Annotated in this window: 17 protein-coding genes and 1 riboswitch; of the genes, 7 read left to right on the top strand and 10 right to left on the bottom strand. The window is 60.7% G+C overall.

The window, feature by feature from the left end; all coding sequences use genetic code 11:
• Positions 1-205: 205 nt before the first annotated feature.
• Together OIU37_RS03955 and OIU37_RS03950 are read right to left on the bottom strand one after the other, a co-directional pair.
• Positions 206-2,044: an ABC transporter ATP-binding protein gene (locus OIU37_RS03955; RefSeq protein ID WP_264255870.1), complete on the bottom strand. Its 1,839-nt coding sequence runs from the start codon at positions 2,042-2,044 to the stop codon at positions 206-208.
• Positions 1,998-2,348, bottom strand: a complete 351-nt coding sequence (locus OIU37_RS03950; RefSeq protein ID WP_264255868.1) for a hypothetical protein — start codon at positions 2,346-2,348, stop codon at positions 1,998-2,000. The genes OIU37_RS03955 and OIU37_RS03950 overlap by 47 nt, the downstream gene beginning before the upstream one ends.
• Here OIU37_RS03950 and OIU37_RS03945 point away from each other — a divergent pair.
• Positions 2,334-2,732 carry a GFA family protein gene (locus OIU37_RS03945; protein ID WP_264255866.1) on the top strand — a complete coding sequence of 133 codons (399 nt, stop codon included), beginning with the start codon at positions 2,334-2,336 and terminating at the stop codon, positions 2,730-2,732. The two genes, OIU37_RS03950 and OIU37_RS03945, sit on opposite strands and share 15 nt — an antisense overlap.
• Here OIU37_RS03945 and OIU37_RS03940 read toward each other — a convergent pair.
• Positions 2,729-3,259 carry a DUF1003 domain-containing protein gene (locus tag OIU37_RS03940; RefSeq protein ID WP_264255865.1) on the bottom strand — a complete coding sequence of 177 codons (531 nt, stop codon included), beginning with the start codon at positions 3,257-3,259 and terminating at the stop codon, positions 2,729-2,731. The genes OIU37_RS03945 and OIU37_RS03940 overlap by 4 nt on opposite strands.
• A 177-nt stretch (positions 3,260-3,436) precedes the next feature.
• On the opposite strand from OIU37_RS03940, the gene OIU37_RS03935 reads away from it, so the two are divergent.
• Both OIU37_RS03935 and OIU37_RS03930 read left to right on the top strand, forming a co-directional pair.
• Positions 3,437-5,116 carry an NAD+ synthase gene (locus tag OIU37_RS03935; protein WP_168311179.1) on the top strand — a complete coding sequence of 560 codons (1,680 nt, stop codon included), beginning with the start codon at positions 3,437-3,439 and terminating at the stop codon, positions 5,114-5,116.
• Positions 5,117-5,160: 44 nt separating this feature from the next.
• Positions 5,161-5,988 carry a hypothetical protein gene (locus tag OIU37_RS03930; protein WP_264255862.1) on the top strand — a complete coding sequence of 276 codons (828 nt, stop codon included), beginning with the start codon at positions 5,161-5,163 and terminating at the stop codon, positions 5,986-5,988.
• Here the strand turns inward: OIU37_RS03930 and OIU37_RS03925 are convergent.
• The 4 genes from OIU37_RS03925 to OIU37_RS03910 all read right to left on the bottom strand — a co-directional run bounded on the left by OIU37_RS03925 (position 5,985) and on the right by OIU37_RS03910 (position 11,564).
• Positions 5,985-7,049 (bottom strand): 3-deoxy-7-phosphoheptulonate synthase, encoded by a 1,065-nt coding sequence (locus tag OIU37_RS03925; RefSeq protein WP_264255860.1) that lies wholly within the window; start codon positions 7,047-7,049, stop codon positions 5,985-5,987. The genes OIU37_RS03930 and OIU37_RS03925 overlap by 4 nt on opposite strands.
• A 327-nt stretch (positions 7,050-7,376) precedes the next feature.
• A complete protein-coding gene (locus tag OIU37_RS03920; RefSeq protein ID WP_168311182.1) occupies positions 7,377-7,958 on the bottom strand; it encodes a hypothetical protein in 582 nt (193 codons plus the stop codon).
• 60 nt (positions 7,959-8,018) lie between these two features.
• On the bottom strand, positions 8,019-9,893 hold the full coding sequence (locus OIU37_RS03915) for a methyl-accepting chemotaxis protein (RefSeq protein ID WP_168311183.1): 1,875 nt from the start codon (positions 9,891-9,893) through the stop codon (positions 8,019-8,021).
• A gap of 267 nt (positions 9,894-10,160) precedes the next feature.
• Complete coding sequence (locus tag OIU37_RS03910; RefSeq protein WP_168311274.1) at positions 10,161-11,564, bottom strand: MFS transporter; 1,404 nt, start codon at positions 11,562-11,564, stop codon at positions 10,161-10,163.
• Positions 11,565-11,974: 410 nt separating this feature from the next.
• Positions 11,975-12,163: riboswitch (cobalamin riboswitch) on the top strand.
• Positions 12,164-12,204: 41 nt separating this feature from the next.
• On the opposite strand from OIU37_RS03910, the gene bluB reads away from it, so the two are divergent.
• Both bluB and OIU37_RS03900 read left to right on the top strand, forming a co-directional pair.
• Complete coding sequence (gene bluB / locus OIU37_RS03905; RefSeq protein ID WP_182211297.1) at positions 12,205-12,891, top strand: 5,6-dimethylbenzimidazole synthase; 687 nt, start codon at positions 12,205-12,207, stop codon at positions 12,889-12,891.
• A gap of 151 nt (positions 12,892-13,042) precedes the next feature.
• Complete coding sequence (locus OIU37_RS03900; RefSeq protein ID WP_264255855.1) at positions 13,043-13,789, top strand: SDR family NAD(P)-dependent oxidoreductase; 747 nt, start codon at positions 13,043-13,045, stop codon at positions 13,787-13,789.
• A gap of 116 nt (positions 13,790-13,905) precedes the next feature.
• Here the strand turns inward: OIU37_RS03900 and OIU37_RS03895 are convergent, their stop codons facing one another.
• The gene (locus tag OIU37_RS03895; RefSeq protein ID WP_182211300.1) at positions 13,906-15,003 is read right to left on the bottom strand and encodes a DUF2865 domain-containing protein; all 1,098 of its coding nucleotides are present in this window, start codon (positions 15,001-15,003) and stop codon (positions 13,906-13,908) included.
• 575 nt (positions 15,004-15,578) lie between these two features.
• Here OIU37_RS03895 and OIU37_RS03890 point away from each other — a divergent pair.
• Complete coding sequence (locus tag OIU37_RS03890) at positions 15,579-17,216, top strand: hypothetical protein (protein ID WP_182211302.1); 1,638 nt, start codon at positions 15,579-15,581, stop codon at positions 17,214-17,216.
• A 149-nt stretch (positions 17,217-17,365) separates the two neighbouring features.
• On the opposite strand, the gene OIU37_RS03885 is transcribed toward OIU37_RS03890, so the two are convergent.
• Positions 17,366-17,962 (bottom strand): demethoxyubiquinone hydroxylase family protein, encoded by a 597-nt coding sequence (locus OIU37_RS03885; protein WP_171602664.1) that lies wholly within the window; start codon positions 17,960-17,962, stop codon positions 17,366-17,368.
• Positions 17,963-18,091: 129 nt separating this feature from the next.
• On the opposite strand from OIU37_RS03885, the gene OIU37_RS03880 reads away from it, so the two are divergent.
• Positions 18,092-18,625, top strand: coding sequence for a ribonuclease H (locus OIU37_RS03880; RefSeq protein WP_171602663.1), 534 nt, complete (start codon positions 18,092-18,094; stop codon positions 18,623-18,625).
• Positions 18,626-18,796: 171 nt separating this feature from the next.
• Here the strand turns inward: OIU37_RS03880 and OIU37_RS03875 are convergent, their stop codons facing one another.
• Positions 18,797-21,109: an NADP-dependent malic enzyme gene (locus tag OIU37_RS03875; protein ID WP_168311191.1), complete on the bottom strand. Its 2,313-nt coding sequence runs from the start codon at positions 21,107-21,109 to the stop codon at positions 18,797-18,799.
• Between the last annotated feature and the right edge of the window lie 168 nt (positions 21,110-21,277).

Genomic DNA, 21,277 nt, shown 5'->3' with positions numbered 1-21,277 from the left:
CCAAAACATATGATAAAAGCCCGGTTCCGCCGGGCTTTCTGTTGACTGGCCTTGCCCTTCACTCGGCGTCATCCTCGGCCTTGTGCCGAGGATCTGCTGAGCCGTCGGCAGGTGCTCGGGACAAGCCCGAGCATGACGAAAGAGGGGTTGGCCGGTTTTTTCGGCTGTCCGATCGCGGGGCGATCCGTGCTTTTTGTTGCTGCACTCATATACTCGCCTGGACACTGTGCAGATTGGCGTAGACGCCGTCTTGCGCCATGAGCTCGTCATGGGTGCCCTGTTCGGCGATGCCATCAGCCGTCAGAACCAGGATGCGGTCGGCATGGCGGACGGTCGACAAGCGGTGGGCGATGACCAGGGTGGTTCGGCCGTTTGCCAGGCTGAGCAGCGCCTGCTGCACCGCCCGTTCGCTCTCGTTGTCGAGCGCGCTGGTCGCCTCATCGAAGATCAGGATCTCCGGATTCTTGAGGAAGGCGCGGGCGATGGTGATGCGCTGGCGCTGGCCGCCCGAGAGCTTGACGCCGCGTTGGCCGATATCTGTGTCATAGCCATGGGGCAGGGCGATGATGAAGTCGTGCGCATTGGCGGCGCGCGCGGCGGCTTCCAGCTCGGCATCGCTGGCGTCGGGCCGGCCATAACGCAGGTTTTCCGCCACCGTGCCGGCAAACAGGTAGACATCCTGCTGTACCACCCCGACATGGCGCCGGAGCGAGGCCAGCGTCACATCGCGGATGTCGATGCCATCGATCTGGATCGCCCCGGCCTCGACATCGTAGAAACGCGGTATCAGCGCGCAAAGCGTGCTCTTGCCGACCCCTGACGGGCCGACCAGGGCGACGAACTCCCCGGGGGCGATGGTGAGGGACAGCTGCTCGAGCACCCGCGGGCCATCGGCCTCGTAACCGAAGGCGACGTTGGAAAAACTGATCTCGCCCCTTGGTGCCGGCATCGGCCGCGCTTCCGGCCGATCGGTGATGTCAGGGGCAATTTCCAGGATCTCCATGGCCCTGACGAAGCCGGTATAACCCTCCTGCCAGAGGCGCACGAAATTCGCCAGCCGCTGCACAGGATCGACCAGCACGGCGACGCAGAGCAGGAAGGTCAGCATATCAGGCACGGTCAGCTCCGCCGCCAGGATGCGCAGGCCGCCGACGATGATCACCAATATGGTGACGAGCTGGGCGAAGGTTTCGGTGCCGACTGAAAACCAGGCTTCGCTGCGGTAGCCTTCGGCGCGGCTTTGCAGGAAGCGCCGGTTCTGCTCGGCGAAGCGTTCCTTCTCCAGCGCCTCGTTGGCGAAGGACTGGACCACGCGGATGCCTGCAAGCGCATCCTCGACGCGTTCATTGACGGCGGCGATCTGCCGTTTGCTGGCTTCGAGCGCGCGGTTCATGCGGCGGTTGAAATAGAGCGCGTAGGCGACCGCCACCGGGGTGAGCAGCAGGATGATGCCTGCCAATGGCGGATCGATGAAGAACAGCACCAGCATGGCGCCGCCGTATTTGAGTACGGCGATGGAAAGATCCTCGGGGCCATGATGAAAGAGCTCGCCCAGCCACAGGCTGTCATTGGTGATGCGGCTCATCAGCTGTCCGGTGCGCTGGCGGTCGTAGAAGCTGAACGAGAGCTTCTGGCAGTGCTCGAAGAGTTCCTGCCGCACCGTCGCTTCGATGCGCGCGCCCATCACGTGGCCGCGATAATCGACGAAGAAGATGGCGACGATCTGGACGGCCAGAACGGTCAACATGATGCCTCCCATCACAAGGATCTGCGCGAAAGCCTGCGGTGCGTCGGGCAGAGTCAAAAGCCGGCTGGTGACGACGTTGGCGCAGAGCGGCAGGGCGACCGCCGTGCCGGCGACAAGGATGGCGCAAAGCAGATCCGCCAGCAGCAAAGGCAAGTGCGGACGGTAGTAGGAGAGGAATTTGCGCATACGCGACCAACGCCGCTCGCGGTCGGCGGCATTCGCATCGTCGCGGAAGAATTTCAGGAAGAGGTTATGGCGTCGCGAGCTTTTCCTCGCGCGGGAGAACCGAATGTTCATGAAGCTGAATGTCCTTGTGGGGGATGTTTCCTTTCTGTTCGGACAGGGTCGCTCTCATGTCAGTCTCCCGAGATTGAATTGAGCCGTTAGTATTGCCGACAACCGCGATCGATTCAATGCGATGCTGGGAGGAGGTTGGCGGGTGTTGTCTACAAGCAACACGGGAGTCGCGCCGGCCAAGTGCATAAGGACGACGATCCTCAAAATTTCTGATGATTTTGTTGAAGGGAATGGATTTGACGCCGCGGGCGATCGGCGGCAACGTTCCGTCATAAGCGGGAGAGCGATCATGACTGAACGGCATACAGGCGGCTGCCTTTGCGGCACCGTGCGATTTTCAACGACGGCGAAGCCAGGACCTGTCGTCGGCTGCCATTGCTCGCAGTGCCGCCGGCAGACGGGGTTTTATTACGCCGCGGTCAACGTGGCCCGCGCGGCTCTTTCGGTAGAAGGCACCGAGGCGGTCCGTTGGTACCGGTCGAGCGAGGAGGCGCAGCGTGGCTTCTGCTCGAATTGCGGTTCCGCGCTGTTCTGGCAGGCGGACGGATCGGCGGAGATTTCGGTGATGGCAGGCGCTTTCGACGAACCGAGTGGGCTTGCATTCGGCCACCATATCTACTGCGCCGACAAGGGCGATTTCTACGAAATATCGGACGGCCTGCCGCAATACGCGGTGAATCCGGTTTAACCCTTGGCGGCAAGCGCAGCGCTGAGGCGAGCCACATCCTCGCGCAGCGCCGTCAGTTCGGTCAGCACGCTCATGTCGATCTTCTGGTGCAGCGAGAGCACTTCGAGCTCGGCCTTGAGATTGACTTCGTAATCCTTGGCGGCCTCGAAGCGGTCGCGCTCGGCCTGGCGGTTCTGCGACATCATGATGATCGGCGCCTGGATGGCGGCAAGCATCGACAGGATCAGGTTCAGGAAGACGAAGGGGTAGGGGTCGAAAGCGCCGGTCGCCAGGATGATGGTGTTGATCACAGTCCAGACGACGAGAAAGGCGAGGAAGGCGATGATGAAGGACCAGGAGCCACCGACGCGGGCGATGCCGTCGGCGATACGCTCGCCGAATGAGGCTTCGGCGGAGAAGGCGGCATTGACGTCGGTCGAGATGATCTTGCGCGCGTGCGCTTTTGCCAGCACGCGCTTCTCGATCGTGCCGAGCTCTTCGGCTGGCTTGTCGAAATGATGGTGCACGAAGTTCGAAAAGTTATTCATGGCTGTGTTTCCGATGCTGTCGCTTCCGGCGCAGTATTCCGCTCCGTCTGTAAATTGCAATGTGTATCGAGTCCCGCGGCGCTCTGGCGCACCCTTCATAAAAATTTGGTCACTGCCGGGTGGTGCTTTCGCAGCGAACATGTTGCCGTTGCGGAAGCTGCAGGCTAAATAAATGACATGACACAGGAAAACGCGCTCTCTGATATCTTCCGCATCGCCATCGGCCAGCTCAATCCAACTGTCGGCGACGTCGCAGCCAATCTCGCCAAAGCGCGTGAGGCGCGCGCTGACGCTGCCCGGGAGGGCGCGCATCTGCTCGTCTTGACCGAGCTTTTCATCTCCGGTTATCCGCCGGAGGACCTTGTACTGAAGCCCGCCTTCATCCGCGCCTGCTGGAAGGCGGTCGAGAATCTCGCGGCCGATACCGCCGATGGCGGACCGGGCGTCATCATCGGCTTTCCCCGGCAGGACGAGACCGGGCGCTACAATTCGGTCGCCGTGCTCGACGGCGGCAAGGTGATCGCGGTGCGCGACAAGATCGACCTGCCGAACTACGGCGAGTTCGACGAGAAGCGTGTCTTCGATCAGGGCGCCATGCCGGGGCCGGTGAATTTTCGTGGCGTGCGCATCGGCATTCCGATCTGCGAGGATATCTGGGGCGATCTCGGCGTCTGTGAGACGCTGGCCGAAAGCGGGGCTGAAATCCTGCTGTCGCCGAACGGTTCGCCCTATTATCGGGGCAAGGTCGATATCCGCCATCAGGTGGTGCTGAAGCAGGTGATCGAGACCGGGCTGCCGCTGATCTATGCCGCCCAGCTCGGCGGCCAGGACGAGCTGGTCTTCGACGGCGCGAGCTTCGCTTTCAATGCCGACAAGTCGCTCGCCTTCCAGATGAGCCAGTTCGAAACCGCGCTGGCGGTGACGACATGGAAGCGCGGCGACAGCGGTTGGCACTGCGCCGAAGGGCCCATGGCGCATATTCCCGAGCGCGAGGAGGCCGATTACCGCGCCTGCCTGCTCGGCTTTCGCGATTATGTCAACAAGAACGGCTTCAAGACCGTCGTGCTCGGCCTTTCCGGCGGCATCGACTCGGCGATCTGCGCGGCGATCGCCGTCGACGCACTTGGCGAGGAGCGGGTACGCACCGTCATGCTGCCTTACCGTTACACCTCCGAGGATTCGCTGAAGGATGCGGCCGATTGCGCCAAGGCGCTTGGCTGCCGCTATGACATCGTGCCGATCGAGCAGCCGGTGACGGGCTTCAGCAATGCGCTCTCCAGCCTTTTCGAGGGGACGGATAGCGGCATCACCGAAGAGAACTTGCAGAGTCGGGCGCGCGGCGTCATCCTGATGGCGATCTCCAACAAGTTCGGCTCGATGGTGGTGACGACGGGTAACAAGTCGGAAATGTCGGTCGGCTATGCCACGCTTTACGGCGACATGAACGGCGGCTTCAATCCGATCAAGGATCTCTACAAGATGCAGGTCTATGCGCTTTCCCGCTGGCGCAACGAAAATGTGCCGCCGGGGGCGTTGGGACCGTCAGGCGAGGTGATCCCGCGAAATATCATCGACAAGGCGCCATCGGCCGAACTGCGCCCGGACCAGAAGGACCAGGATTCACTGCCGCCCTATCCCGTGCTCGACGATATTCTCGAATGCCTGGTGGAAAAGGAGATGGCGGTCGAGGAGATCGTCGCACGCGGCCATGATGTTGCGACCGTCCACCGGGTCGAGCACCTGCTCTATCTCGCCGAATACAAGCGCCGGCAATCGGCGCCCGGCGTGAAGATCACCAAGAAGAATTTCGGCCGCGACCGGCGCTATCCGATCACCAACCGTTTCCGGGATCGCTGACGCAATTGAGATCGCTGACGGCATCAAGCTTTGCGGGAGGAAACATGCGCAGCTCGGTTGAGATATACAATGTCAGGACGGGCTGGGCGCGCGAAGTCTGGCAGACGGACAGGCTGGTCGAGGCGCCGAACTTCTCGCCCGACGGTTCCACCCTGCTCTTGAACGGCGACGGGCTGCTCTACAGATTGCCGCTCGATGGCGGCGAGGTGGTCAAGGTCGATACCGGCTTTGCCGTCAACTGCAACAATGATCACGGCATTTCGCCCGATGGCACTGAGATCGTCATTTCCGACAAGACCGAATTCGGCAAGTCGGCGATCTATATCCTGCCGATCGAAGGCGGCACGCCGCGGCTGATCACCCAGAACCTGCCATCCTACTGGCATGGCTGGTCGCCGGACGGGCGCCAGCTTGCCTATTGCGGCATCCGCGACGACCTCTTCGATATCTACACGATCTCCGTCGACGGCGGCACCGAGACGCGGCTGACGCATGGCGAGGGCCGCAATGACGGACCGGATTATTCCGCCGACGGACAGTGGATCTATTTCAATTCCAGCCGCACCGGGCTGATGCAGATCTGGCGCATCCATCCCGATGGCACGAGTCTCCACCAGGTGACATCGGACGATTACGGCAACTGGTTCGCCCATCCGTCGCCTTCGAATGACAAGGTGCTGATCCTGTCCTACGACCCTTCAGTGTTCGACCATCCGCGCGATCTCGACGTGCGGCTGCGGCTGATGGACATGGACGGCGGCAATCTGAAGACGCTGTTCGAGCTTTTCGGCGGGCAGGGCACGATCAACGTGCCCTGCTGGTCACCAGACGGCGAAGAATTCGCCTATGTCCGGTACTTTCCGGCGGGTTAGGCCGCCGCTGCCTTGCGACGATCGCGTGCCGATTTCGCGAGGTCTTCCAGCACGGCGACCGACATATCCCAGTCGATACAGCCATCGGTGATGGACTGGCCGTAGACCAGCGGCTTGCCAGGAAGGAGATCCTGGCGGCCGGCGACGAGGTTGCTTTCGATCATCATGCCCTTGATGTCGTTGTTGCCGGCGGCGATCTGCGCTGCGACGGATTTGACGACGCGCGGCTGGTTCAACGGATCCTTGCCGCTGTTGGCATGGCTGGCATCGATGAGGATGCGCGGGGCGACGCCGAGCTTGACGGCTTCGGCGGTGACAGCTTCGACGTCAGCCGCCTCATAGTTCGGCCGTTTGCCGCCGCGTAAGATGATGTGGCAGTCCTCATTGCCCGTCGTTGAGGCGATGGCCGCCTGGCCGTCCTTGGTGACCGCAGGGAAGTGATGCGGCTGCGAGGCGGCGAGGATCGCATCGAGGGCCACGCGCGCACCGCCGTCGGTGCCGTTTTTGAAGCCGATCGGGCAGGAGAGGCCGGAGGCAAGCTGCCGGTGGATCTGGCTTTCGGTCGTGCGGGCGCCGATCGCGCCCCAGCTGACGAGGTCGGCGATGTATTGCGGGGTGATCGTGTCGAGGAATTCGACACCGGCCGGAAGGCCCATTGCATTGATATCGAGCAGCAGGCGTCGTGCAATCCTCAACCCTTCCTCGATGCGGTAGCTGCCGTCGAGGTGTGGGTCGTTGATCAGGCCCTTCCAGCCGACGGTCGTGCGGGGCTTTTCGAAGTAGACGCGCATGACGATCTCGAGATCGCCGGCAAAGCGCCGCCGCTGTTCCTCGAGCCGCGCGGCATATTCCCGGGCGGCAACCGGATCGTGGATGGAGCAGGGGCCGATCACGACAATCAAGCGATCGTCTTCGCCACGGAGAATCTTGTGGATCGCATCGCGGTTGCTGGTCACTGTCTCGGTGACGGCAGTATCGCGGTGAATTTCTGCGAGGATATCGGCGGGTTTGGTGAGGGGCGTGATCTCGAGGATACGTAGATCATCAATAGCATCAGACACGGTATGGCTCCTGTTTGGTCATACCGTGCGGAACAAAAAAGCCGCCAGGTAGACTAGCGGCTGTTCGGGTTGTCGTCGCGTCGAATTCAATTACGCATGGACCCGCGTCCGCTGAGAGCAGCGGTACCAATAAAATCGCGAGGCGTTGATTGACGTGTTCGACATGACGCTGATTTAGCGTCACGCCCGCGCATTGTCACGCAGATTTTTCTGCCTAAACCGGACGCTCCTGGGGACAGCAACTGCTCTTGCGCGAACTACACCCACCGGGGCAGGAAGCCCGTCGCACTCGATCTCACTCGTGCGACGTGCTCAGGGTCTTTGAGATCAGAGGGCGTCGACGTTCACGCCGACGGTGATGGCACCGATCGGTGTTCCCGTGTCGTCTGATATCGTCACGCTTGCCTGCGACTGGAGCGTCTGGGTCGATTCATCTTTTTCGATCTCATCGACGAAGACGGCATCCTTGCCGGCGCCGAAGGACTTCTGGAACTTGCCCTCGTCGCCCTGCCAGTAGTCTGAGGTGACGTCGCTTTGGCCGACATTCAGGCCCTTGGCATCCATGACGAAGATCTCAGTGATCTTGCCGCCGGAGGCCTCCTTCTTTGCCTGAAGGAATTTCGACAGCGCATTGTTGAGCACGCCGTCGATCATCGAATGGTCGGAACCATCGACTTCGGCGCGCCACTTCTTGTCGAGGGCGTCGATATCGGCCGCACTGAGATTGGCGTTGGCAGCGTCCTGCGCCTTGACGGCCTCGATGATGGCGGGGTCGTTCAACCAGGGCGTTACGTCGCTCTTCACGTAGTCGAAGATCGGGGCAAGCTTGGCATCCTGCGCCATGGATACGCCCATGGGCGCGGCAACTGCGGTGCAGGCCAAAAGAAATGCGGGCACGAGTTTCTTCATAACTGTTTCCTTCCTGATTATCGGTTGCTGAGAACTAAGGCTTATCGGACGAAGATGAGGTCAGAACTCCTCCCAGGCGCCGGGAGCAGCGGCAACGGCGGCATTTCCTGCATGCCGCTGCACGTAGGCTCTGGGTTCGGGACGAGATTGGCGGGCGACTTGAACGGGTTTGGTCTGGCTGGCTGCGGACGCGCCAACGACGAACCTGCCGGCCGAGTCCTGCAGAAGGCGTCCTTGCTGCAGCAGTTCCTGGCAGGCCGCGTTGGTTTCCTCGACCATTGCCGCGTTCTGCTGTGTCGCCTGATCCATCTGATTGATCGCGCCATTGATTTCCTGCAGACCCGTTGCCTGTTCGCGATAGGATTGAACAATGGAAGCGATACTGTCGCTGATGCGGTTGATCTGTTCCTCGATCTTCAGCAGGGCGTCGCCTGTTTCGTTCACTAGCCCGACGCCTGCGGCAACCTCTTGGCCGGACACATTGATCAGGTTCTTAATTTCCTTGGCCGCATTTGCCGACCGCTGGGCGAGTTCACGCACCTCCTGCGCGACAACCGCAAAACCCTTGCCGGCCTCACCGGCACGTGCCGCCTCGACGCCGGCATTCAGCGCCAGCAGGTTTGTCTGGAACGCGATTTCATCGATGACGCCGATAATGCGGCCGATCTGGCTCGACGAGGTCTGAATCCGGTCCATCGCCCCGATGGCATCACGCACCACCGTCGCCGAGACATGAGCGCTCCGCTTTGTCTCCTCGACCAGCTTCCCGGCATTTTCGGCGCGCTGCGACGATGTTCGGACCGTGGTGGTCACTTCATCCAGTGCAGCAGCGGTCTCTTCCAATGATGCCGCCTGTTGCTCGGTTCGCTTGGCGAGCTGATCTGCGGAGGAGGCCAGCTCGCTCGAGCCGCCTTCAACCGCCACGGAGGCGGCCTTGATCTCCGTCAGGGCGGCGGCGACGGCCTCGACCATGTTGTTGAAATCCTGCCGTAACTTATCGAACTCCGGACCGAGATCGGCCAGGTGTACGGAAAAGTCGCCTGCTGCGAGCTTTTCCAATGCATTTGCGAGAGCGGTCATGACCAGCCGCTGCGTGTTGCTGGCTTCTTCCGTGAACAATGCATTGCGCGCCCGTTCGGCATCGAGCGAAGCGCTCTGCTCGGCAGCGGCCTGCTCCCTTTCGACCTTCGCAATAGCCTCGTGGCGGAAAACTTCCAAGGCACGCGCCAGAAAGCCGATCTCGTCGCCATTTTCCTTGTAGGTGACGGGAGAGGCCAGGTCGCCTTTCTGCAAGGCGCTGATCCGTTCGCTGATGATCCGGATCGGCCGGCCAACGAGGCTGCGCATGGCAAGAAGGAAGGCGATGACCGCCAAGGCGGTGATCACGGACTGCGTGAGCAGCGATACGAGAACCTTCTGCCTGACTTCAGCAGCGATTTTTTCGACGGACCAGTTCGTGACGATGTAGCCGGTCGCCTTACCTGATTTATCCAGCGGGAGCGGCGCGATGATCGTGACCACGCCGGCGGCTATTCCGCTATCGTCGATCGTCGTTTTCTCCGGCTTGGCACTGAGGCTCTTCGCCAGATCGGCCGGTGCGGGCAAACCGTTGATGCCATCGCGTGTCCATGTGTCGACGGCGGCAGGTTCCGCGTTGAATGCGGCAAACTGCACAAGATCGAGCGAAGGGTCGTCGCGGTAGAGCGAATAAGCTTCACGGACCGCATTCGCCTTGCCCCACTTGACGCCGCCGGCGGCCAGCGAGGCAAACTGCTCCGCATCCTTGGACCAGTTGGCCTTGGCGCCATCGATCAATGCCCGGGTTTCGTACATCCACGTATAGGTGGCGAAAGCGGAAATGCCGCAGAGGTTGACGGCAACGATAATCGCCGCCAGCTTGGCTGTCAGAGGCATAGTTTTCAAAAATTGGAACATTCCGCGGCGGCCTAGAATTGCGGCTCAGTCGAACATGCCCGACCGGCGTCTCGATACGGGCATCCGCGCTGACGGTCACATCACGAGCCCTCATGCCCATGTCCGGATTGCAACCCAAAACGCGCAAACGCAGTGTGTATTTGATATGTGAATAAATCATAAAGTAGAATGGGATGTTGAGCACACGCGTGCCATTCGCCCTTGCTCCCGCCGGCCCCGAGCCTTGCGCACCGTTGTGGGAGTAGTGCTTCCAACGCGCCAGGGAGATCAGCTATTTTCCGCCACGGCCTCTTCGGGCTCGGCATGCCGGCGCTTGCGGCCGCGCGCCGTCAGTTCCGCGCCGGCATCATGCGGCAAGCGCAGGAAGGTGATGCAGGCCAGCGCCGAAATCGCCGAGACGCTGAAGAAGGCAATGTGGAAATCCGAGACCAGCAGCCTGCCACCATGGAAGCTGCTGGAAATTTCAAGAATGCCGCCGGCGATCGCCACACCCATCGCCATGGAGATGCGCTGGGCAACGGCATTGATCGCGGTCGCCTGGCTGCTCTCGGCGTCGTCGACATCGCCAAAGGCCATGGCGTTGACGCCCGAGAAAGCCATGGAGCGAAACAAGCCGCCGATCAGCAGGCTGGCCATGATCAGGAACAGCGGTGTTTCGGCGGTGAACAGACCGTTGATGCCGAGGAAGATCGCCGCCAGCAAGGTGGTGAGCGAGATCACCGTGCGGAAGCCGAAGGCATTGAAGGTGCGCGAGGCGGCGAATTTCGAGCCCATGGAGCCGAGCGCGCTGACGAAGGTGACCGAGCCCGATTGCAGCGGCGTCAGGCCGAAGCCGAGCTGCAGCATCAATGGCATCAGGAACGGCAGGGCGCCAAGCCCCATGCGGAAATTCGAGGCGCCGAGGATCGCTGCCCGGAACATCGGGTAACGGAACATCTTCGGATCGAGAAGCGGATAGGGCACGCGGCGGGCATGCAGGAGGTAGAAGAGGCCGGCAAGGATGCCGATCGTCACCGCGGCATAACCATAGATGACGGGCACGGCTGGCAGGCTGATCACCGACAGGCCGAAGACGAAGCCGGAGAAGCCGAGGCCGCACAGCAAGAAGCCCGGAAAGTCCATCGGTCGCGGACTGCGTGGCTCGACGGCCGGCAGGAAACGCGTGACGAGGATGATGCCGAGCACGCCGATCGGGACGTTGATCCAGAAAATCCAGTGCCATGTGAGATAGGTGGTGAGGAAACCGCCGATCGGTGGACCCATGATCGGGCCGATCAAAGCGGGAATGGTGAGCCAGGCCATGGCATCGACGAGTTCGTGGCGTGGCGTTCCCCGAACCAGCAGCAGGCGGCTGACCGGTGTCATCATCGAGCCGCCGGCGCCCTGGATCAGGCGCGAGATGACGAAGGCCGTGATCGAGTTGGAAAAGGCGCAAGCGATCGAACCGATCATGAAAACGAAGATCGCCATGCGAAAGATGTTGCGCGCACCGAAGCGATCGGACATCCAGCCGCTGATCGGGATGAAGATCGCCAGCGCCACGAGATAACTGGTGACGGCGAGCTTCAGCGCGATCGGCGAGGTGCCGATATCGGCGGCGATTGCCGGCAGGCTGGTGGCGATCACGGTCGAATCCATCTGTTCCATGAACAGGGCGACCGCAAGGATCATGGGTGTGAGGCGGGGCACGGGCAACCGGGATGCTGCGATGGACTGGCTCAGTCCATACGCCTTCGGCGGGGACAAGGCCATAGAAACTATCGATGAAGGGCTTTGCCACGCCGCTTCAAACCGACGCGGGTGGGCTTGTTCCCTTAAGACCAGACAGCAGCAGCGCTGTCATGTTAGCCACATGCACCAATGCCCAAGAGAGCCTCCTCCTGAGGTGCGCAGCCAAAGGCCGAAGCCTCGAAGGGCGAGGCGGGTGCACCGGCGCGGACGCGAAATGATGAATGACGAAAGAAGCGGCGCTGCGGCGTGTCCTTCGAGGCTCCTACGGGGCAAGGATGGAATCGTGGAGGATGCCGCGCCGTCCTCTCAACCGCCTGTCGGCTCGCGGCTTGCCGCCGCAGCACTTTCCTGAAATAGATGCGCCGTCAGGTGCCCGCCGGTAAGGCGGGAGAATCGGGAATCCGGTGCAAGGCCGGAACGTGCCCAACGCTGTAAGGCCGACGCTTGCCGCATCATCATGCCACTGGCTTTTTGCCGGGAAGGCTGCGGCAGACGGATGACGCCGAGTCAGAAGACCGGCCTGGCAAGATAGACCGATCCGCGCGGACGGCGGAGCGGTTGCATTGTTGGGGATTTGACGATGCGACCCTTTGATGAGGATGCCCTTTCGGCGGCGTCCGGTTTTTCCTTGGCCGAACGCGAGGCCGTCTATCATGCGATCATGACGCGGCGCGACGTTCGCAGCCAGTTCCTGCCCGATCCCTTGCCGGATGACCTTGTGCGGCGGCTGCTGACGGCAGCCCATCATGCACCCTCCGTCGGCTTCATGCAGCCGTGGAATTTCATTCTGGTGAAAAGTGCCGCTGTCCGGACGCGCGTCCGGGATGCCTTCGCGAGCGCCAACGACGAGGCGGCGCTGATGTTTGCCGGCGAGCGGCGGCAGGCCTACCGCGCCCTCAAGCTTGAAGGTATCGTCGAGGCGCCGCTCGGCATATGCGTGACCTGCGATCCCACCCGCAGCGGCAGCGTCGTGCTGGGGCGCACGCACAATCCCAAGATGGATAGCTATTCCACCGTCTGCGCCATCCAGAATCTCTGGCTTGCGGCGCGGGCGGAAGGGGTCGGCATCGGCTGGGTCAGCATTTTTCGCGAAGGCGATCTGAAGAGCATTCTCGGCATACCCGAGCATATCGAAGTGGTCGCCTGGCTCTGTGCCGGTTTCGTCGATCGGCTCTATGACGAGCCTGAACTCTCCGTCAAAGGCTGGCGGCAGCGGCTGCCGCTCGATGAACTCGTCTTCTACGATGGATGGGGACTGAACACCTAAAGCGCGTCGCGATCTTTCGATGCCGGTATCGCCGACGCCGTGCGAGGCCGAGTGATATCTTTATTCCTGACCTTCATATCGATACGCTGAAAGCGAAATCCCGGAACTAGATATTCGGCTATCTGCGGCTCAATCGGAGGATAACGGCCCAATGAACATGATCGACTTGAAGGAGCGGATCATCGTGATCACAGGCGGTGCGCGCGGCATCGGCTATGCTATCGCAGAGCGCGTCATCCAGTCTGGTGGCAAGGTGGCCATCTGGGACCTGAACGAAAACCTGGCGAAGGACAGCGCTTCCGCTCTCGGATCCGGTACGGTCGCTTTCGGCGTCAACGTCGCAGATCCCGTATCAGTGAAAAACGCGGCGGCGACGACCGAAGAGATTTTTGGCCGTATCGACGGGCTCGTCAATTCCGCCGGGATTACCGGTCCGGTAAAGCCCGCGATCGAATACGATGTCAGCGAGTGGAAAGACGTCATCGATGTCTGCCTCACGGGAACCTTCAATTGTTGCCGGCACGTCGTTCCGGTCATGTTAAAGCGCGACTACGGGCGGATCGTGAACATCTCCTCGGTTGCGGGCAAGGAAGGAAATCCGAACATCGCCGCCTACAGCGCAGCGAAAGCTGGTGTGCTGGGCTTTACCAAATCTCTTGGCAAGGAACTCGCAAAGACGGGGATCGCCGTGAACGCGGTAACGCCGACCACCGCAAGGACACCTATATTGGACGGGCTGACACCCGAGTTTATCGAATATATGCGCGTCCGCATCCCGCGCGATCGTTTCGTCGAACTTGGTGAGATCGCTTCCATGGTCGTCTGGCTGCTCTCCGAAGAGAATTCCTTCACGACCGCATCGACGTTCGACCTGAGCGGCGGTCGTACGACCTACTGACCATGCTCAAGCGACCCGCATTCACATCCCGCCGAACGTTCGCGTGACATCGCCGCATCTCATGCACCCTGGCACAACGTCGCTATGGTTCCGCCGCCGCTGTTCCAGCTGTTCAATCACTGCTGCTGTTGCGGCTGCGGGCCCGGCGTTGCCGGGTTGGCGAGGTCGATCGAGCCCTGATCGCCGGCCAGAAATTGCGGGCCGACCTGACGGACGCGGTTCTGCGTCGGATCATAGGGGCGCTCGGGAACGGAGGGTTGCGGCGCTGCGGCTGCGGCATCCTTCGCCGGGGGATTGGTGCGGATGGTGGTGATCGAGCCCTGCTGCGGCGGTTCGCTCACCGCCTGCCTGCCGCGCATCTCCTCGTAATAGGCGGTGAGATTGCAGGCGCAGGAGGACTTTTCCCCGGGTGTGCGGTTCTTGTAGGCAAAGGCGTTCTTCATGGCGCTATAGGGCGTGCCTGTTGCGACCGAGATCATGTTCGAGGCTTCGGTGCTCGTCACGTCCCGATAGAACAATTCGGTCTCGATGCCCGGGCACATCTTGGCGCAGGTCTGGGCGTCGCGGCCGAAATCGACCGATGTGGCGTTCGAACTGATCGGGAAGAAGCCGCCGTCGCAGCTGCGCACGCACATGGTGCTGACTGGCGACAGCATCTCGGCCCGCGGCAGGCCGTAACGTGGATCGACCTCTTCGCCGCCGCCGAGCGGGATGAAGGTATCGGCGCGCATCGCCTGTTCCTCGACACTCGGGGGCGGCTCGGCGGCGCTGCGCTCGTCCGGGGCATAGAAGTTTTCGCTGTTGCAGCCATTGCGGTCGAGAGCAGCCATCAGTTCGCGGCGGGCCTGGTCGTTGTCGCTGCCCCGGCCGAGCAATTCGGCACGGCGGTCCTGGAGATAGCGGATATTGTCGATCATGCGGGCTTCGGATTGCGAGAGCTCATCGCAATAATCGGCATTCTCGCCGCCGATCACGACCATGCTGCCCGACGTGCAGTCATTGCTGCGCAGCTCGTTGCGGACCTTGCGCAACTCGAGGTTCTGTTCTGCCAGGGCGCTGGAATAGTGGCGGGCTTCCGGCCCGTTGCCATTGCCGATCGATCGCGGCAGGTCGGCAAGGCGGCCGCGCAGATCCTCACAGATTGCGCTGCTTTGCGCGGCGGCAGGCGCCGCAAGGGCAAGGAGAAGGACAAGAGACAGGTTTCGGCGTTTCACGGCGTCGTCCCGGAATGAGCAAAGAATCGATCGGTCGATTGCGGCCTCGATCGCCGCGCGTTGTCTCTTAACGTGTTTCTCTTAATAAGCTTGGAGAAATTCCTAGCGCATTTTCGCGATCTTATCCAGCAGGCCACGTCCGCCGAGGGACGTCAGCTGCCATTCGCGCCGTATTCCAGTCATTGATCCATCTCACCCCCAGCCAAAACTGGAAGCGATCATGGGGCCAGTCGCGTTGACGGTATGCGCCATACCGATTAAGCAAATACAATAAATGATTGACCTATTAAATTAATAATGCAACCATACATAAGCTTAAATCGCCTGATGCTGGCGATGCGATTAGTATCTCTTTTTATGGTTGCCATAGAAGTACTTGTCGCCCTTGGTAATGCCGCTGGGGGCGATGGGTACGACTTTAACCTGTTGAGAGTACCGAGCACCGGACTTAGGCCCGCTGTTCGATAGCTATCGGTTGCTATGTCGACCTTCGTGCAACGCGAATGCCGCGCTTGATGCGTGCCCCAAGCATTTTCTATTCGATCAACTTTTCCGTAGGCTTAGGAGGAATGAGCATGAGAAAAGTGTCGCTTGCGAGAATGATTTTCAACGGCTTTGTTTCGATTTCCCTCCCTTTCACCGCGTTGGCGGCGGAACCGCCTTCCTGTCCACGCGCAGATGGTAAGCTGACCGCCGACGCGTTGAAAACAGTCGTTATCACTCAGAAGGATCATTCCACGGTCTTTGATGGAGATCGTTTTTCTCTTTCACTTACCCTGCAATCCATTCTTGCCACGGCCTTCACGCCCAAAACGGGATCTCCCATCCCTGTCGAACAGCAGAAAGCGCTCGCGTCGTCCCACACCGAACAGCTTGCGCTGCTGACGAGCTTGATCCGATCATTTCGGAATCTGGATCGTTCATCCAATGGTGTCACCAACAACGCAACGTTCCGCCTACACGAGGCCGAGCTGGAGCCAGAGGCGCTATTGGCTTCCATGAAACCTGTAGGCCTGTTCAACCGCTTCGACCTTGCTCCCGCGAATTGGAGCTACTGTGGGGAGCATCGCGTGGTGTACGCAATGGGTACCGGAACAAATCGAATGTTCCTGATATTCGAGGCTGCCGTCGACAATCCCGACCCTACGAACGCCGAAATCGGCTGTCAGCGCATTGCCGAATTCTGGGGAGGACTACAGTCCAAGCCGGAGGGCGAACTGCCGGATGCTCTTCGCAGTTTTTACTATGACGGTGAATTGGGTGACGGCAAACCGCCTATCACGCCCGTGCTTCACAACCAGCACTTCGGCGTTCCCTTCGGTCAGGTGAGAGGCAATCTTTTCCTTACGCAGCCGGAAGGGCCTGGCGTCATTCCATGGATGCTGAGGGAATGGCGGACATTTCCTTCGGCTCAGTCTGTCACGACACTCGTCCCAGATACGGTGAAGTCCAACCCAAACCCCGAACTCTACAATGACGACCCGATCAATCTTGCCGGCAACGGCCGCGACCAAGGGTTTGTTGATCTTCGCGCCGAGTTTCAAGACAAGTTCGTTGTCAGTCATGTCAGAGAATTAATCGACGTGGATCTCGAGGCGGCGCTACAAGGTCGGAAACCCACAGGCGACGAGCTATTCAACCAGCTGAGCGCCGCTTTCGACGACAAGTTCAATGATTTTGAAAGCGTTTCGCAAGGCAGCGCAGATGTCGTACGCGGTTCCTCCAGTCTGATCTCGCGGATCGATCATGAGTTGATGAAATACAAGCTTCCCACTGGTTGGACTCTCACTCCGGAACACATTCTGGCGCGTGCCGAGGCGCTGAGCTGCGCAGGCTGCCACAACCTTACACAGGGCAAGGAAATAGCGCCACAAGCTGATATCAAATGGCCGAATGCATTGGCTTTCACACACATAAATGAGAAGGCCGAACTGTCCGAGGCGCTTGTGAACAGCTTTCTTCCCGCGCGTTGTGACAATCTTCAAAGATTTTTGCGACGCACAGAGCCGACCGTTGCGCTCAGTGAGCCGAGCAGCGAGGTTCGGACACCAGCCCTTGCAAAAACGCGCCTTTCGGTTACGACATTTGAAAATGCGATAACCGATGCAGAAACATCGACCGCACTTTCTGAGCTGGCGTCGGACATCCAGACAGCGAGACAGCAGGATAGCGTTACCGCTGGCGCGTTCAGAAGGTTTCGGCGAACGCACTGAAACTTTCACACGCCCAGTATTTTCTCGATCTTATTGAGCAGATGCCCCGCCTTCCAAAGGGAGGGCGGGAGCAGCTTCGAGCCGGCAGTGATTATCGTACATCACAAAAGGTCGTCGTTCGCACACAGCTCACTCCGGTCGCCAGACCATCAGACCCGCCTGGAGCGCGCCATTTCGGCGCGCATCCAGCTTGAGTCTCCCCATGTCGAGAGCCAGATCATCAGGTCGGTAAGCGCGGCGACGACGGGCAGAAGCAGTGCGTGGCCGACGCCGCGCCTTGTCTGGTTTTTCTCGGCCTTCCTGAGGTGAGCCAATTCCTCTTCCTGAATGGAGGCAATAAGGCCGTGAAGCTGTGGATCACGGGTCTCCAGGAAAGCCAATTGATCTTCCAGATGACGGTGAACCGTGCTTTCGACCGCCTCGGTGCAGATCCAGACCATGTTGCGTCCGCCGAGGGCTGTGAGAAAACCGAGCACATAACCGCCGAGGCTCCAGAATGCCATGACGCGGCAGGGCTTGGCATCCCTGGTGGGCATTGCGTCTCGAAACAGGCGGCAATGCTCGATCTCGTCGTCCCGCATGGCACAAAGCGCCGGCACGATGTCAGGAAACAGCCGACGGGCCATCCAGATCTGTGCGCCGTAGATGCGAATTGCGCCGAACTCGCCGGCGTGATTGACCTTGAGAATGCGGCGAACGGTTAAAGCTCCATCGCGCTTACCTGTCTTGTTCAACGGATTGTCCATGATCCACGCTGCCCACTGTTCCCGGTACACAATAAGGCACTGGTGCCGCCATGATCGTCAACGGTTGACACAGTGGATGAGGTGCAATTCCAATGAGCGGGCGCGGCGAAAGCGAGAATGGCGGAGACAATGACAGGCATTTCCAATGAACTCCGCTCCCCTGCGACGACGATTGGAATACCGGAAATCCAACACGGCCTTCATGTCTTCGTGGATGGTTGTCATGAGCCCGGCTCCGCGCAAGGAGGATGGGCATTTGTCGTTTACCGCGATGCCGTGGAAATCGGCTCCGGTTTTGGTGGCGTCGAAGATTCCGCCAATAATTCGATGGAATTGATCGCTGTCCTCAAGGCAGCACTATGGATCAATAGCGAAGCGTCGGGCGAAGCTGCGACCATCTGGTCGGACTCCATCTACGCCGTCAAAGGCTGCAACAGCAGGCGACATATCTGGAAGAACAATGGCTGGAAGAAAAGCAGCCCAAATGGGAATGGCCGAAGCCGAACGATCGCCAATGCGGAACTCTGGAAAGCGTTGGATCTTCAGTTATCCCGGAACGCTCTGGTGACCATTGCCTGGTGTAAGGGACATTCCGGCATTGACGGCAACGAACGCGCGGATGAACTGGCGGATAGAGGGCGCCTGTCGTTGCGGGGTACCTGATCTGTGTGACATCAGGACATGTATCGGAGCGGCTTCAAGGGCCGCTCGTACCAAAGGATTTTATCCCAGGGCCCCGTGCCTGGTATCTGCTGCACCTGATACAGATGCTCGGGACAAAGCTCGAGCATGACGAAAGAAGCGTTGGTCGGCTTGTCGGCAGTCTGAGCCGGCTCACGCCGGTTGCGATGCCTCGACGACGGCGAGCGCTGCCATATTGACGACGCCGCGGGAGGTGACCGAGGGGGCGAGGATATGGGCGGGTAGCGCCGTGCCGAGGAGGATCGGGCCGACATGCAGGCCGTCCGTCATCGACTTCACCACACCGAGGGTGATGTTGGCGGCATCGAGGTTCGGGAAGACCAGGAGGTTCGCCTCATCGTGCAGCGTCGTGTCCGGCATGACGCGCTTGCGCAGCGCTTCGGTGATGGCGCTTTCGCCGTGCATCTCGCCGTCGACTTCAAGGTCCGGTGCAGCGTCACGCACGAGCTGCAGGGCGCTGCGCATCTTCGTGGCGCTTTCGGATTCACGCGAGCCGAAGTTGGAATGCGAGACTAGGGCGGCGCGCGGGGTGATGCCGAAACGGCGGATTTCCTCGGCCGCCAGCACCGTCGCCTCGGCAACCTCCTCGGCGGTCGGATTGAAGGTGACGTAGGTGTCGGTGAAGAAGGTGGCGCCGCGCTGCGAAATCATCAGGCTGAGTGCGGAGAAATCGCGGACATTCTTGCGCTTGCCAATGATCTGGCGAACATCGCGCAGGTGCTTCTCGTAGCGACCTTCGAGGCCGCAGATCAGCGCATCGGCCTCGCCACGCCTCAGCGCCAGCGCGCCGATGACGGTGGTATTGGTGCGCACGATCGTGCGGGCCGCTTCCGGGATGACGCCGCGCCGGCCGACGAGGGAGAAATAGAGATCGACATATTCGCGGAAGCGCGGATCGTCTTCCGGGTTGATCACCTCGAAATCCTGCAGCGGGCGAATGCGCAGGCCGTAGCGCTTCAGGCGCGTCTCGATGACTTGCGGGCGGCCGATCAGGATCGGTTCGGCAAGGCCTTCTTCGAGCAGCACCTGAGCAGCGCGCAGCACGCGCTCGTCCTCGCCTTCGGAGAAGATGACGCGCTTGCGCTCGGCGGCCTTGGCGGCGGTGAAGATCGGCTTCATGACGAAGCCGGAGCGGAAGACGAAGCGGTTCAGCTGGTCGAGATAGGCGTCGAAATCCTGGATCGGGCGGCGTGCCACCCCGCTCTGTTCGGCGGCCTTGGCGACGGCCGGTGCGATGCGCAGGATCAGCCGCGGATCGAAGGGCGAGGGGATGAGGTAGTCAGGGCCGAAGACCGGAGTTTCACCGGAATAGGCGCGGGCGGCGACGTCGGAGGGCTCTTCGCGGGCAAGTGCGGCGATGGCGCGCACGGCCGCCATCTTCATTTCTTCATTGATCGTCTCGGCGCCGCAATCGAGCGCGCCGCGGAAGATATAGGGGAAGCAGAGGACGTTGTTGACCTGGTTGGCGAAATCCGAGCGGCCGGTGCAGATCATCGCGTCGGGGCGGGCAGCACGGGCGAGATCGGGCATGATCTCGGGCGTCGGATTGGCGAGCGCCATGATCAGCGGCTTGTCGGCCATCTGCGCCAGCAGCTCCGGCTTCAGCACGCCGGCGGCGGAAAGGCCGAGGAAGACGTCGGCGCCGCCGATATTTTCGGCGAGCGTGCGCGTCTCGCTCTTCTGGGCATAGATGGATTTCCATTCATCCATCAGCTCGATGCGGCCCTCATAGACGAGGCCTTCGAGATCGTGGACCCAGATGTTTTCGCGTTTTGCCCCGAGAATGACAAGCAGGTTGAGGCAGGCTAGGGCGGCAGCACCGGCTCCGGAGGCGACGATCTTGATGTCGGCGATGTTCTTGCCGGCGAGCTCCAGCCCGTTCAGGATCGCGGCGGCGACGATGATCGCCGTGCCATGCTGATCATCGTGGAAGACGGGGATCTTCATCTTTTCGCGCAGGCGCCGCTCGACGTCGAAACATTCCGGCGCCTTGATGTCTTCGAGGTTGATGCCGCCGAATGTCGGCTCCAGCGAGGCGATGGTCGAGACCATCTGGTCGACGCTTGCCGCGTCGATCTCGATATCGAAGACGTCGATGCCGGCGAATTTCTTGAAGAGTACGGCTTTGCCCTCCATGACCGGTTTGGAGGCAAGCGGGCCGATATTGCCGAGGCCAAGCACGGCGGTGCCGTTGGAGATGACGGCGACGAGATTGGCGCGCGAGGTATATTCTGCCGCCATTTCGGGATTGTCGCGGATGGCAAGGCAAGGGGCGGCAACGCCGGGCGAATAGGCAAGCGCCAGGTCGCGCTGGTTGCCGAGCGGCTTTGTCGCCTGGATCTCAAGCTTGCCGGGGCGAGGATAGCGGTGGAAGAAAAGCGCCTGTTCGTCGAGATCGCCGCTCGTCAGGTTCTTTTCCGTCTTCGATTTTTCCAGGTGATCCATCGCCGCCTCCGTGCACGTCTTTTGAGTTCTCTCCATACATCAATCGGATACGGGCGACAGTATGGAAATGAGGGATGGGAGAAGTTTTCGTGAGGTGGGCGGGGGGCCCACGGGACGACCATTCGACCCTGATGCCAATGGCTAATCCTTTTGGAAAACTTGTTTGAC

Source organism: Rhizobium sp. BT-226, assembly GCF_025847085.2.
Taxonomy (GTDB): domain Bacteria; phylum Pseudomonadota; class Alphaproteobacteria; order Rhizobiales; family Rhizobiaceae; genus Rhizobium; species Rhizobium sophorae.
This window is presented reverse-complemented; position numbering and strand designations above follow the sequence as displayed.